Genomic DNA, 14,553 nt, shown 5'->3' on the forward strand with positions numbered 1-14,553 from the left:
GCCCACCGTGCACCCCGCCCCCGACACCCTGCGCCCCCTGCTCGACGAACTCCGCTCCGCGGGCGTCCACCTCTGGGCCGACGGAGGCCGCATCCGCTTCCGCGGCCCCTCCGGAGCACTCACCGAAGAGCACCGTGCGACCCTGCGCGAGCACCGCGACCAGGTCCTCGCGCTGCTGGAGGCCGAGGCCGCCCCCTCCCTGACGCCCGACCCCGCCGCCCGGCACGAGCCCTTCCCCCTGACCGACGTCCAGGGCGCCTACCTCGTCGGCCGCGGCCCGGCCTACGACTACGGCGGCGTCGCCTGCCACGCCTACGCCGAGCTGGAGTTCGACGACCTGGACCCCGAGCGCCTGCGCGGCGCCTGGAACGCACTGGTACGGCGGCACGACATGCTGCGCGCCGTCGTCTCCCCGGAGGGCCACCAGCGGGTACTGCCCGAACCGCCGGGGGAGTCGCTGACCGTCACCGACGTCGGTGACGGCGACACCGCGGCGCACGCCGCCCGGGCCCGCGAGCGCATGCGCGACCTCGTCCCCGACCCGTCCTCCTGGCCCTTGGTGCGCCTGCACCTCACCCGCGGCGCCGACCGCGCCTACCTGCACCTGTCCGTCGACCTGCTCGCCGCCGACTACACGAGCGTCCGGCTGCTCCTGGACGAACTGGCCGCCCTCTACGACGACCCCGATCACCCCCTGCCTCCGCTGGAGGCGACCTTCCGCGACTACGTGATCGCCCACCGGTCGCTGCTCGAGAGCTCCCGCTACCAGCGCGACCGCGCCTACTGGACGGAGCGTGCCGAGAACCTGCCGCCCGCACCCGAACTGCCGCTGGTCGAGCACGCGACCGACGCCTCGGCGCGGTTCACCCGCCTGGCCTCCGCACTGCCGCCGGAGCAGTGGAGCGCGCTGCGCTCCCGTGCCGCGGAACGCGGACTGACCCCCGCCGCCGTCGCCCTGGCCGCCTACGCCGAGACGCTCTCCCTGTGGTCGCGCCGCCCCGACTTCACGCTCAACCTCCCCGTGTCGCAGCGGCTGCCCCTGCACCCCGACGTGGACCGCGTCGTCGGCGACTTCACCTCACTGACCCTGCTGGCCGTTCACGCCGACGACGGCGCCACCTTCACCGAGCGCGCCCGCACCCGCCAGGGCCGCCTCATCGAGGACGTCGACCACTGCCTGTACTCGGGCAACGAACTCCTGGCCGAGCTGTCCCGCCGCCGCGACGAGGCCGCCGTGCTCATGCCGGTCGTCTTCACCGGCGCGATCGGCACCGAGCAGGACGGAGACCGCGACTCCTGGGCCTCCCGCGAGGTCCACGGCCTGTCCCAGACCCCCCAGGTGTGGGTGGACTGCCAGGTCTCCGGGGCCGGGGACGCCCTGGCCGTGCGATGGGACGTGCGGGAGGGCGTCCTGCCCGACGGTCTGGCAGCCCGCGCCTTCGGGGCCTACACCGGGCTGCTGAGCCGCCTGGCCCTGTCCGACGAGCCCTGGGACGAGGCCGACCCGGTCGGCGTCCCCGCCGACCAGCTCCTCGCCCGGGCCGAGGCCAACGCCACCGAGGGCCCCCTGCCCGACGCACTCCTGTACGAGGACGCGCTGGCCGCGGCGCTGGGCGAACCCGGGGCCCCCGCCGTCGTCCACCCCGGGGGGACCCTGACACACGGTCGGCTGTGGGCGCGGATCGCCGCCGTGGCCGAGGAACTGCGTACCCGCGGCTGCGGGCCGGGCGACCGCGCGGCGGTCGTGATGGACAAGGGCGTGGAACAGGTGGTCGCCGCCTACGCCGTCCTGCTCACCGGGGCCGCCTACGTCCCCGTCGACACCACCCAGCCCGCCGCCCGCCGCCGCGCCATCCTGCGCGACGCCGGGGTCCGCCACGTCCTCACGCAGTCCTGGCTCGGCGAGATCGGCGACTGGGAGGAGGACGTCCGCCCGATCGAGGTCGACACGGTCCCCGGAACCCGGGCACCGGACGCGGCCCCGCCCCGCCCCGTCGACCCCGACAGCCTCGCCTACGTCATCTACACCTCTGGCTCCACCGGCGCCCCCAAGGGCGTGATGGTCACCCACCGGGCCGCCCTCAACACGATCGCCGACGTCAACCGGCGCTTCGACGTCGGTCCCGGGGACCGGGTCCTGGGGCTGGCCGCCCTGGGCTTCGACCTGTCCGTCTACGACCTGTTCGGCCCCCTGGGCGCGGGAGGCGCCCTGGTGCTCCCCGAGGCCGACCGCCGCGGCGACCCCTCCCACTGGGCAGAACTGGCCCGTGCGCACGGGGTGACCCTGTGGAACTCCGTGCCCGCCCAGATGGGCATGCTCGCCGACTACCTGTCCACCGCGCCGGACCGGGCGCCCACCACCCTGCGCGTCGCCCTGCTCTCCGGCGACTGGATCCCGCTCCCCCTGGCCGACCGCGTCCGCGCCCACCTGCCCGGCACCGCGCTGTACAGCCTCGGCGGCGCCACCGAGGGCTCCATCTGGTCCATCCACCACCCCATCGGGAAGGCCGACCCCTCCTGGCCGAGCGTTCCCTACGGCCGCCCCCTGACCAACCAGACCTTCCACGTCCTCGACGAGCGCATGCGCGACCGCCCCGACTGGGTCGCGGGCGAGCTCCACATCGGCGGAGCGGGCGTGGCGTCCGGCTACCTGGGCGACGAGGCCCGCACCGCCGAGCGCTTCGTCACCCGCCCCGGCACCGGGGAGCGCCTCTACCGCACCGGCGACCTCGGCCGCTACCGCCCCGGAGGCGACATCGAGTTCCTGGGCCGCGAGGACGACCAGGTCAAGATCCGCGGACACCGCGTGGAGCTGGCCGAGATCGAGGCCGCCCTGGTGTCCCACCCCGCCGTGGCCTCGGCCGCGGTCCTGGCCGTGGGGGGCCGCGAGGAGCGGCGCCTCGCCGCCTTCGCCGAGACGGCCCGCCGCGACGCCGGCGCGCACGCCGACACCGCGGCGGACCCCGCCGCGCGGGCGGCCTCCGACGCCGTCCGCGCGGCCACCGCGAACCTGGACCGCGACGACCTGGCCGCCTTCCTCGACGCGATGCGCGCCACCGCGCTGGGCGCCATCACCCGCACCCTCACCGGCGCCGGACTCTTCTCCGGCGGCGCGCACACCGCGGAGGAGGTCGTCGAGCGGCTGGGCGCCGACCGGCGCCACCACCGCCTCGTCCGCCGCTGGCTGCGCGCCCTGGAGGACGCCGGGCGCCTCACCCGCGACGGCGACCTGTGGAGCGGGCTGCGCGGCGTCGGCGAGGACGAGCAGGCCGAGGCCTGGGAACACCTGGCCGAGCTGGAGCGCCGGGTGGACTACGGCACCGAGGTCCTGGAGTACATGCGGGCGTGCTCGGGCAGGCTGCCCGAACTGCTGGGCGGCGAGCTGGACGTGCGCACCCTGCTCTTCCCCGGCGCCGGAACGGACACCGCGAGCGCCGCCTACCGCGACAACCTGGCCGTGCGCCACCTCAACGCGGCCGCGGCCGCGGCCCTGGCCGAGACCGCCGCGCGCCGGACGGCGGACGGCCCGCTGCGGATCCTGGAGATCGGCGCGGGCGTCGGCGGCACCACCGAGGCCGTCGTCCAGGCCCTGGCGGGCCACCACGCCGAGTACCGCTTCACCGACGTCTCCCCGTTCTTCGTCAACGAGGCCAGGGAGCGGTTCGCCGACTTCCCCTGGGTGTCCTTCGGACTGTTCGACCTCAACAGGGAGGCGGCGGCCCAGGGCTACGCCCCCAACTCCTTCGACGCCGTCGTGGCGGCCAACGTCCTGCACAACGCCGTGGACGCCGACGCGGCCCTGTCCCGCGTCGCCGAACTCCTCGCCCCCGGCGGGCGGCTGCTGTTCGTCGAGACCACCGCCGAGCACGACCCCGCCCTGCTGGTCTCCATGGAGTTCCTCGACGGTCTCGACGGCGGCCACCGCGACGCGCGCGCCGAGCACGACCAGACCTTCCTCACCCGCGACCAGTGGGAACGGGCCCTGGAGAGGGCCGGGGCACCCGCGCCCCTGGCCCTGCCCGAGGCCGGGGACGGCCTCTCCGAAACGGGGCAGACCCTGTACCTGGCGCGACTGAAGACGGACCGGACCCCGGTCACCGCGGACGAACTGGTCCGCCACACCGCCACCCGCCTGCCCGAGTACATGGTGCCCGCCCACTGGCGGCTGCTGGACGCGCTTCCGCTCACCGCCAACGGCAAGGTCGACCGGGCCGCCCTCCTGGCGAGCCTGCCCGGGGACGACGCCCCGGCCCAGGCCGACACGGGCGCCGGCGAGCCCGAGGACGAACTCGAACGCGCCCTGTCCTCGCTTTGGGCCGAACTGCTGGAGCGCGGCCCGGTCGGCCGGGAGGACGACTTCTTCGCGCTGGGCGGCGACTCCCTCCTGGTCGCCCGCATGGTCGGCAGGCTCGGCGAGGTCCTGCCCGCCACCGGCGCCGACATCGAGTGGGAGGTGGTGCTGCGCCACATGCTGCGCAGGCCCACCGTCGCGGGACTGGCCTCCTACCTCCGGGACCTCACCGGGCAGGTGCGTGCCGCGGACGGGGCCAGGACCGACCCCTACGTCCCCCTCAACGGCCCGGGCGGGGGAGCGGTCACCGCCCTGGTCCACGCCGGGACCGGCACCCTCATCCCCTACCGCTCCCTCATCACCGAGATCCGCCGGCGCTCGCGCGGGCAGGGGACCCTGGTGGGCCTGGAACTGCCCGACGTCCCCTCCTTCCTGGAGGCCGACCCCGCCGCGGTGATCAAGCGGTGGGCGACCGACTACGCGGACGCCCTGCTCGAACGCGGCGGGGACCGCTTCCACGTCGTCGGCTACTGCCTGGGCGGCCTCATCGCCACCGAGGTCGCCCGCACGCTCACCGACGCCGGCGCCGAGGTCGCCTCCCTCACGGCCATCAGCACGCACCGTCCGCCGTTCCGGCTGGACGACGAGCTGATCTCGGAGTACGCCTTCGCCGTGATGATGGGCATCGACCCGGTCGCGGTCGGCTTCCCGGCCGACGAGGACCGCGTCTCGGCCGCCTCCGACCAACTGCTCGAAGCCACCCCCGGGCTCCTCCCCGACGGTGCCATCGGCCGTCTGACCGGCGAGTACGCCGACGTCGCCGAACGCTTCCGGGAGCTGGCCCAGGTGCCCCGCGCGACCAGGATCGAGCGGATGTGCGCCGCCGTGCCGCCCTCGGCCGGGACCTACACCCCCGAGGCGCTCACCGAGATGTTCGCCATCTTCCGCCAGAGCGTCTTCTCCATCTCCCGCTACGAGCCCGAGCCCTATGCCGGGGACGTCACCTTCCTGCGCCACGGCGGCGCCTACCCCTTCCCCGGAAACAAGGAGAGCGTCACCACCTACTGGGAGCGCCTGGTCCTGGGCGGGCTGGACATCGTGGACGTACCGGGCGACCACTTCAGCCTCCTGTCCGTGCCCTACGCCCCCGGTGTCCTCAAGCACCTGGAGGCCGTCACCGGCGGGGACGTGGTCCGGTGACCGGCGCGACCGACCGCCTGATCGGCGTGGTGGGCGCCACCGGGGCCGTCGGCGGGGCCGCGGTCCACCGCCTGCGCGCCCTGGGCTACACCCGGCTCCTCCTCGGAGGGCGCCGCCCCGAACCCCTCGCGGCGTTCGCCGCCCGGCTCGGCGGGGACGCCGGGGCCCGGCGCGCCGACGCCGACTCCCCGGAGTCGCTGTCGGCCTTCTGCGACGGCTGCGACGTGGTGCTCAACTGCGCCGGCCCCTCCTACCGCATCGCGGACGCGGTGGCCGTGGCCGCCCTGGCCGCCGGCGCCGACTACGTGGACGTGACGGGCGACGGGCCCGCGCACGACCGCCTGAGCCGCACCCCCGCCGCACGGGACTCCGCGATCGTCCTGTCGGCGGGGGTGCTCCCCGGCCTGTCCGCCCTGCTTCCGCGCTGGTTCGCCGCACGGTACGGCCTGGAGCGGATGAGCGTCCACGCGGGCGGGCTGGAGAGGTGCACCGAGGCCGCCGCGGGCGACCTGCTCCTCTCCCTGCCCGGCGCCGAGGACCCGGCCGCGGTCTTCGGCGAACCCCTGGCCGCCTGGCGGGACGGGCGGGTCGTCGCGCGGGCGCTGCGCGCCGCCGACGGCGTCCGGGTCCCCGGTTTCCCGGGCACCGCGTTCGTACAGCCCTTCCTGACCGGGGAGGCGCGCCGCCTGGCCGCCGTCCTGCGCCTGCGCGGGCTGGAGTGGTACAACGTCCACCCGGGCGAGCGCACCAGGGCCGTCCTGACCTCGTTCGCCGGCCGTCCCGGAGCCGACCCCGAGGACGCGGCGGCCCGCCTGCGGCGCGCCGCCGACCTGGACCTGGCCGGGCGCACCCCCTACTACCGGCTCGTGTACGCGCTCACCGGCCCCTCCGGCGACCGGCGCACGATGACGGTCGGCCTCCCCGACAGCTACCGCATGACCGGCCGCGTGGGAGCGCAGGCCGTCGACGCGGTGGCGCGCGGGCTGGTGCCCCGGGGCCTGCACCACGCCGCCGACGTCCTCGACCCCGCCTCCACGGTCGCCGCGCTGTTCGACGACCCCTCGGAGGGGACCCTGCGGGTGGAGGACACCCGGCCCGACTCGTCCGAGGACGAGGAGGGCCACCTGTGAGCCCCGGTGCGCGCCCCCTGCGCGTGCTGCTCTGCGGCACCGGGTTCGGCCGCCACTACGCCGACGCGCTGGCCCTGATGCCCGACACGTTCGAGCTCGTCGGGATCCTCGCCCGGGGAGGGGAGTTCTCCCGCCGCTACGCCGCCGACGCCGGGCTGCCGCTGTACACCGGCGTCGACCAGGTGCCCGACGGAGTCGACGCCGCCTGCGTGGTCGTCGGCTCGGCGGTCTCCGGCGGGCCCGGGGGCGAACTGGCGCGCGCCCTGCTGGAGCGGGGCGTGCACGTCATCCAGGAGCACCCCGTCCACCAGGACGAACTCGCCGCAGCCCTGCGCGCGGCCCGGAGCGGGGGAGCGGTGTACCACCTCAACCCCTTCTACCGGCACGTCGCGCCCGTCCGGCGCTTCGTCGCGGCGGCGCTCGCCCTGCGGGAGCGGGGGCCGGTGCTCTTCGTCGACGCCACGTCGGCCATCCAGGTGCTGTACCCCCTCCTCGACGTGCTCGGCCTCGCCCTGGGCGGGCTGCGGCCCTGGGCCCTGGGCGACCCCCTGCCCCCCGACCCCGCGGCGGCGGGCCTGGCCGCGCGCCCGCAGCCCTACCGGGTCCTCCAACCGACCCTGGGGGGCGTCCCCGCCACGCTGCGGGTCCAGAACCAGATCGACCCCTCCGACGGGGACAACCACGCCCTGCTCTGGCACCGCCTGGCACTGGGCACCGAGCAGGGGGTGCTCACCCTCGCCGACACCCACGGCCCCGTGCTGTGGCAGCCGCGGCTGTACGCCCCCCGCGACGCACACGGGCGCCTGCGCTCCACCGGACCGGGCACCGGGCACCTCGCCGAACGGGCGACGACGGTCCTGGAGGGCACCGACGCCCCGCCCTACCGGGAGGTCTTCGACCGCCTGTGGCCCGAGGCGCTCACCCGTGCCCTGGCCGAGTTCGCGGCCGACGTGCACGCGGGCGCCGACCCGCTGGTCCGCGGCCGGTTCGACCTCGGCGTGTGCCGCCTGTGGCACGAGACCACCGACCGCCTGGGGCGGCCCGAGATCATCCGCCCCGGACCGCCCGACCTGCACCTCGGCGCCGCCGACCTGGAACCGCCCCGGGACCCCGACCGGGCGGCGGCACCATGACGCCCCCGCACCGGGGCCTCCCGGCCCCCACCCCGCCGACCTGCGGGAACCGACCCCCGCGAGAAAGCGCAGGAAACCCATGACCCCCGCCACCGCGCGCTCCTGGCTGCGCCGCTTCCGCCCCCGACCCGGAGCCCTGACACGCCTGGTGTGCCTGCCCCACGCCGGCGGCGGCGCCAACGCCTACCGGTCCTGGGCCGCACTCCTGCCGCCCGGGGTCGACCTGGTGTGCGTGCAGTACCCCGGACGCGAGGACCGCTTCGGAGAGGCCCCCGTGGACGACATGGCCGCCGTGGTCGACGCCGTCGCCGCGGAACTCGCCCCCCTGCTCGACCGCCCGTACTCCCTGTTCGGGCACAGCATGGGCACGGCCGTGGCCTACGAGCTCGCCCGGCGGCTGCGGGCGGACGGGCTCCCCGAACCGGACCGCCTGTTCGCCTCCGGGCGCCGGGCCCCCGCCGACGCCCCGCCGGGCCGCGTCCACCTCGCCGACGACGACGCGATCGTCTCCGAGCTGGTCCGGCTGGGCGGCACCCGGCGCGAGGTCCTGGACGAGCCGGCCCTGCGCGAGGCGGTCCTGGCCTACGTCCGCAACGACTACAGGCTCATCGAGCGCTACACGCCCTTCCCCGGACCGCCCCTGAGCTGCCCGGTCAGCGTCTTCCTGGGCGACGACGACCCCGAGGTGGACGCGGACCTGGCCGCACGCTGGTCGGCCACCACCAGCGGCCGTGTGGACGTGCGCGTGTTCGCCGGCGACCACTTCTACCTCGGGCCCGAACGGGAGGCCGTCGTGTCCGAGGTCCTGCGCCGCATGGACCCGGCGCTGGCCGCCGCCGCCGGCCCCTGGCCGAGTACCCCCTGACAACTCCGCAGAACCTGGAGGACACCATTCCCGCCATCGACTACTACTCCCCGGCGGCCGAGTTCTTCGACCTCGTCGGACACCGGCACATGGTCACCAGCACCCCCGCGCTGCGGGCCGCGCTGACCGGACTGGACACCGGACACGGCCCGGTCGTGGACATCGGCTCGGGCACCGGTCTGGTGACCGCGGCCATCGCCGAGATCCTGCCGTCGGCCCGGATCCACTCGGCCGAGCCCTCGCCGAACATGCGCGCGATCCTCACCAGCCGCGTCTTCGGCGACCCCGACCTGCGCCGGCGCGTCACCGTGCTGCCCGAACCCGCCCAGGAGCTGCCGCTCCCGGACTCGATCTCGGCCGCGGTCGTCTTCGGCGTGGCCGGGCACATCCCGCGCGCCGAGCGGCTGGCCCTGTGGCGCCGCCTGGCCGACCGGCTCCCCCCGGGCGGACCCGTGGTCGTGGAGCTGATGGGGGTGGACACCCCCCGCTCCATCCCCTTCGTGCGCATGTGCCGGGAGACCGTGGGCGAGCAGGCCTACGAGTGGTGGATCTCCGGCGAGCCAGCCGGGCCCGGCACCATGCGCTGGCGCACCCAGTGGCGGGTCTTCCGCGGCGGCGACCTGGTCCGCACCGTCGACGACGAGTACGACTGGGAGACCTTCGGCGTCGAACGGCTGGCCGAGGAGTCCGGGCTGTCCGTGCGGCGCCTGGCCCGGACCGGGCGCGAGGCCACCCCCGAGATCGGGGTGCTGGTCAAGTGAGCACGGCACAGGACACCGCCCCGCGCACGCCCGCCGCAGCGGAGCCCGGCAACCGCCGCGCCGCCACGCCGCTCGGCGTCCTCCTGGAACCCGTCCGGGGGCGCGTCCGCGCGTCCGCGGCCCTCCAGGGGGCGGCGGGCGCGCTCGGCCTCGTCCCGCTGATCTGCCTCGTCGAGATCGCCCGGGCCCTGCTCGCCGCAGGCCCGGCCGACACCGCCCTGGTGTGGACGCTGGTCGCGGCCGCACTGGCCGGATCGGCGGCCTCCCTCGCGGCGGGCGCCGCGTCCACCCTGGTCGGCCACCTGGCCGACAACGACATGCAGCTGTCCGTGCGGCGCTCCCTGGCCCGCCACATGGGCCGGGTCCCGCTGGGCCTGCTCTCGGGCCGCGGGTCCGGCCGGGTCAAGAAGGCCCTGCACGACGACATCGAGGACGTGCACTCCCTGGTCGCCCACACCCTGCCCGACCTGGCGGCAGTGGTCACGGTCCCCGTGGTCGCCCTGGTCTACCTCTTCGCCGTCGACTGGCGCCTCGCCCTGCTCTCCGTCGCCCTGGTCGCGGCGGGCGTCGCCCTGTTCGCCCGTGCGATGTCCGGTTCGGCGCGCAACATGGCCCTCTACGCCGAAGCCATGAACGACATCAACGCCTCGGCGGTGGAGTTCGTCGACGGGATCCAGGTCGTCAAGCACTTCGGCGGGCACCGCCGGGCCCACGAGCGCTTCACCCGGTCCTCCGACGCCTTCGCCGACTTCTTCCTCGCGTGGTCGCGCAGCACCACCCCGGCCACGGTCGGGTCCTTCCTCCTGCTGTCCGCGCCCATGGTCACCGTCGCCGTCGTCGCGGCCGGGGCCGCCACCACCGCGCTCGGCTGGAGCGAACCCGTGGCGGTGGTCGCCTTCGCACTGCTGGCCCCGGCCCTGTGCGCCCCCATGAACGTCATCGGCTCCCGGGCCCAGCAGATCCGGGCGGCGGGCGCCGCCGCGTCCCGGGTGGCGGCGCTCCTGGGGACGCCCCGCCTGGGGGAGGGCGCCGGAGCCGTGCCCCGGGGGGCGCGCGTCACCTTCGAGGGCGTGCGGTTCGCCTACCCGGCCCAGGAGGACGGGGAACCGGGGGAGGAGGTGCTCCGGGGAGTGGACCTGGTGCTGGAACCGGGCACCGTCACCGCCCTCGTGGGCCCCTCAGGGGCAGGGAAGACCACGCTGGCCACCCTGCCCGCGCGCTTCCACGACGTCACGGGCGGGACCGTCACCGTCGGCGGCGCCGACGTGCGCGACATCCCCGCCCGGGAGCTGTACCGCTCCGTGGGCTTCGTCTTCCAGGACGCCCGACTGCTGCGCGAGTCGATCGCGGACAACATCGCCCTGGGCCGCCCGGGCGCCACCCGGGCAGAGGTCGAGGCGGCCGCCCGCGCGGCCCGGATCTCCGAGCGCGTCGAGGCGCTGCCCCGCGGCTACGACTCCGTGGTGGGCGAGGACGCCGACCTCTCCGGCGGCGAGGCCCAGCGGGTCTGTATCGCCCGCCTCCTGCTCGCCGACACCCCCGTCCTGGTCCTGGACGAGGCCACCGCCGCCGTGGACCCGGTCTCGGAGGCGGCGATCCAGGACGCGCTCGGCGAACTCGCGCGCGGCCGCACCGTCCTGGTGATCGCCCACCGCCTGGCCACGGTCACCGGGGCCGACCGCATCGCCGTCATGGAGGGCGGGCGGATCACCGAGTCCGGCACCCACGGAGAACTCCTGGAGCTCGGCGGGCGCTACGCGCACCTGTGGCGCGCCCAGCACAGCGACGACCGCACAGACAAGGGAGAAGCCCTGTGATCCGCTCCTTCCTCCGCGCCCTCGGGCCCGAGCGATCCGGTCCGGTGCGGGCGAGCCTCGCGCTCACCGCCCTCGTCTCCGCCGTCCAGGGGGTGGTGTTCGCGCTCCTGGTCCCCGTCCTCGCCGCCCTCCTCGGCCCGACCCCCTCGGCGGCGGTGCCCTGGACGCTCCTCCTGCTCTCGGTGACGGCCCTCTACGCGCTCCTGCGCGCGGCCGGCCTCTTCCTCAACTTCCGGGTCGGCGGCTCGATCTCCAGGGCCCTGCACCACCGCCTCGGCGACCACGTGGTGCGCCTGCCCCTGGGATGGTTCACCGGCGCCCGCGTGGGAGAGCTGAGCCGCGTCGCCACCGACGGCGTCTCCCGCGCCACGAACGTCCCGGTGCACATCTACCCGCCCCTGGTGGACGCGGTGGTCACCCCGCTCGTCGCGGTGCTCGCCCTGTCCCTGTGGGACTGGCGCGTGGCTCTGGCCTGCGCCGCGTGCGCACCGGTGCTGTGGGCGGTGTTCTCCCTCGCGGGAAGAGCGGTCGGACGCAACGACGCCGCCCGGGACGCCGTGACAGACGAGGCGGCCGGGCGGGTCCTGGAGTACGCCCGCGCGCAGACGGTGCTGCGCGCCTTCGGCGGGGTCGAACGGGGCCACGCGCGGCTGGACGCCGCCCTGGCCGCGGAACACGCCGCCTCCCGGCGCCTGCTGCTGCGCGCGGTCCCCGCCCTCCTCGGCTACTCCTTCGCCGTGCGCCTGTCCTTCGGCCTGGTCCTGGTGTACGCGGTCCTCCTCGCCCTCGGCGGCACCCTCGACGCCCCCCTGGCGGTCGCGCTGCTCGTGCTCGTGGCCAGATTCGTCCAGCCGCTGGCCGGGGCCGCCGACCAGGGGGCCGCGCTGCGCATGGCCGGCAACGGGCTGGGACGCATCAACGCGGTCCTCGACGCCCGACCGCTCCCCGAACCCGAGACCCCGGTCCCGCCCCGGGGTGCGGAGGTGGAGTTCGACGGCGTGCGCTTCGGCTACACCGACGACGGGCCCCCGGTCCTGGACGGGGTCTCCTTCCGGGCCGAACCCGGAACCCTCACCGCGCTCGTGGGGCCGTCCGGATCGGGCAAGACCACGGTCGCCCGCCTCCTGGCGCGCTTCCACGACGCGGACGTGGGCAGCGTGCGCATCGGCGGTGTCGACGTGCGCTCCATCGGCAGCGAGGTACTGGCCGAGCACGTCTCCGTGGTCTTCCAGGACGTGTACCTGTTCGACGCGAGCATCGCCGACAACGTCCGCCTCGCCGACCCCGGCGCCGCGCAGGAGGACCTCGACCGGGTCGCCGCCGCCTCCGGCCTGGACAGTGTGCTGGCCGCACTCCCCGACGGCTGGGACACCCGGGTCGGCGAGGGGGGCACCGCCCTGTCCGGCGGGCAGAAGCAGCGCGTCTCCATCGCGCGGGCCCTGCTCAAGGACGCCCCCGTCATCGTCCTGGACGAGGCTTCGGCCGCGTTGGACGCCGAGAACGAGGCGCTCGTGACGGCCACGGCGCGCACGCTGTCACGCGACCGCACCGTCCTGGTCATCGCCCACCGCCCGGCGACCGTCGCCGCCGCCGACCGGGTCGTGTTCCTCGACGGGGGACGCGTGGCCGAGCAGGGCCGGCCCGGCGAGCTCCTCGCGCACGGGGGGCGCCACGCCGAGTTCGTCCGCGCCCGCGAACGGGCCGAGGGCTGGAGGCTGAGCGCCGAACCGGCCTGACCTGCCCGCCCGACGTCCCAGGGCCGTGCCCGCGACCGCCCCGACCCCTTTCCCCTCCCCATCCCAGGAGACGAAGCACATGACCGCACCCGTACCCGCCCCCGAGCCCGGTTCCGCGCCCCCGGAGCCGGTGGAGTTCCCCCTCGCCCGCTCCTGCCCCTTCTCACCGCCCGCGGCCTACGAGGGGATGCGCGGCTCCGCGGCGCCGACGCGGGCCACGATCCCCAGCGGGAAGGAGGCCTGGCTGCTCACCCGGTACGACGACGTGCGCGCCGCGCTGTCCCACCCCGCCTCCAGCTCCGACGCCCGCCACCCGGCCTTCCCCGCACTGGGGAAGGGGGAGCAGGCGGTCGCCGCCGAACTGCGCCCGTTCATCCGGATGGACCCGCCTGACCACACCCGGGTCCGCCGCATGCTCGTGGGCGAGTTCACCGTCCGCCGGGTGCGCGAGATGCGCCCGGAGATCGAGCGGGTCTGCGCCGAGCAGGTCCGCCACCTGCTCTCCCTGCCCGCCCCCGCCGACCTCGTCGGCGAGTACGCCAACCGGGTGTCCACGACCGTGATCTGCCGCCTGCTCGGCGTCCCCCTGGAGGACCTGGAGTTCTTCCGGCGGATCACCACGGTCTCGGGCAGCCGGAGCAGCACCGAGGAGGAGGTGGGGGCCGCGCTCGCCGACCTCTTCGGCCTCATCGGCCGGCTCATCGACGAGAAGGCCGCCGACCCGCAGGACGACCTCATCAGCCGCCTGGTCACCGGCCCCCTGGCACGCGGGGAGATCACCCGCCGATCCCTGCTCTCCCAGATCGGCATCACCCTCAACGCCGGGCACGAGACCTCGCGCAACATGATCCCGCTCGCCGCGCTGGCCCTGATGGAGCACCCCGACCAGCTGGCCCTGCTGCGCGAGGACCCCTCGCTGTGGCCTGGCGCGGTGGACGAGCTGCTGCGCTACCTGTCGGTGGCCGACGTCATCACCCTGCGCGTGGCCACCGAGGACATCCCCCTGGAGGGAGCCACGATCCCCGCGGGCGACGGCTACATCGCCCTGCTCGGCGCGGCCAACCGCGACCCCGCCGCCTTCCCCGACCCCGGGAAGCTGGACGTGGCCCGTCCGCAGCGCAACCACGTCGCCTTCGGCTACGGGGCCCACCAGTGCGTGGGGCAGAACCTGGGACGCCTGGAGATCGAGGTGGCGCTCCGGACCCTCTTCGACCAGGTGCCCGCACTGCGCCCCGCCGTCCCGCCGCAGGACCTGCCCCGGCGTTCGGCCTCGGCGATCTTCGGCCTGGAGGAGGTGCCGGTGTCGTGGTGAGCCGCGACCCGCGCGGGACCCCGGCGCAGGAGCGGGCGCCCGGAACCGGACCGCTGCGCCTGCACGCCGACACGGACGTGTGCGCCGGAGCCGGCCAGTGCGTCCGCGCCGCCCCCGACCTCTTCGACCAGGCCGACGACGGTCTGGTGGTCCTGCTCCGCGCCGACGTCCCCGCACACGCGCGCGACCGCGCACTGACGGCGGCCGACTGGTGCCCCTCGGGTGCCGTCGCCGTCACCGAGACCTCCTGACCCCCGGTCAGGACACCGACCCCAGGGCCGTGGCGCACACGGCCCGGAACCGAAAGG

Annotated in this window: 9 protein-coding genes; all 9 read left to right on the forward strand. The window is 75.8% G+C overall.

What is annotated here, in order from left to right; translation table 11 throughout:
- Window positions 1–7: 7 nt before the first annotated feature.
- The 9 genes from Q8791_RS22255 (at window position 8) to Q8791_RS22295 (ending at window position 14,496) form a co-directional block, all read left to right on the forward strand.
- The gene (locus Q8791_RS22255; RefSeq protein ID WP_330093704.1) at window positions 8–5,491 is read left to right on the forward strand and encodes an amino acid adenylation domain-containing protein; all 5,484 of its coding nucleotides are present in this window, start codon (window positions 8–10) and stop codon (window positions 5,489–5,491) included.
- Complete coding sequence (locus Q8791_RS22260) at window positions 5,488–6,621, forward strand: saccharopine dehydrogenase NADP-binding domain-containing protein (RefSeq protein WP_330093705.1); 1,134 nt, start codon at window positions 5,488–5,490, stop codon at window positions 6,619–6,621. The genes Q8791_RS22255 and Q8791_RS22260 overlap by 4 nt, the downstream gene beginning before the upstream one ends.
- Window positions 6,618–7,754 (forward strand): Gfo/Idh/MocA family oxidoreductase, encoded by a 1,137-nt coding sequence (locus tag Q8791_RS22265; RefSeq protein WP_330093706.1) that lies wholly within the window; start codon window positions 6,618–6,620, stop codon window positions 7,752–7,754. The genes Q8791_RS22260 and Q8791_RS22265 overlap by 4 nt, the downstream gene beginning before the upstream one ends.
- A 79-nt stretch (window positions 7,755–7,833) precedes the next feature.
- Complete coding sequence (locus Q8791_RS22270; RefSeq protein WP_330093707.1) at window positions 7,834–8,619, forward strand: thioesterase II family protein; 786 nt, start codon at window positions 7,834–7,836, stop codon at window positions 8,617–8,619.
- An 89-nt stretch (window positions 8,620–8,708) separates the two neighbouring features.
- Window positions 8,709–9,380, forward strand: a complete 672-nt coding sequence (locus tag Q8791_RS22275; protein WP_330093708.1) for a class I SAM-dependent methyltransferase — start codon at window positions 8,709–8,711, stop codon at window positions 9,378–9,380.
- The gene (locus tag Q8791_RS22280) at window positions 9,377–11,197 is read left to right on the forward strand and encodes an ABC transporter ATP-binding protein (protein WP_330093709.1); all 1,821 of its coding nucleotides are present in this window, start codon (window positions 9,377–9,379) and stop codon (window positions 11,195–11,197) included. Before Q8791_RS22275 ends, Q8791_RS22280 begins: the two co-directional genes overlap by 4 nt.
- Window positions 11,194–12,933: an ABC transporter ATP-binding protein gene (locus tag Q8791_RS22285; RefSeq protein WP_330093710.1), complete on the forward strand. Its 1,740-nt coding sequence runs from the start codon at window positions 11,194–11,196 to the stop codon at window positions 12,931–12,933. The genes Q8791_RS22280 and Q8791_RS22285 overlap by 4 nt, the downstream gene beginning before the upstream one ends.
- 79 nt (window positions 12,934–13,012) lie before the next feature.
- Window positions 13,013–14,245, forward strand: coding sequence for a cytochrome P450 (locus tag Q8791_RS22290; protein WP_330093711.1), 1,233 nt, complete (start codon window positions 13,013–13,015; stop codon window positions 14,243–14,245).
- Window positions 14,242–14,496, forward strand: coding sequence for a ferredoxin (locus tag Q8791_RS22295; RefSeq protein ID WP_330093712.1), 255 nt, complete (start codon window positions 14,242–14,244; stop codon window positions 14,494–14,496). Before Q8791_RS22290 ends, Q8791_RS22295 begins: the two co-directional genes overlap by 4 nt.
- Window positions 14,497–14,553 lie beyond the last annotated feature (57 nt).

It is taken from the genome of Nocardiopsis codii, from assembly GCF_036327455.1.
Taxonomy (GTDB): Bacteria; Actinomycetota; Actinomycetes; order Streptosporangiales; family Streptosporangiaceae; genus Nocardiopsis; species Nocardiopsis codii.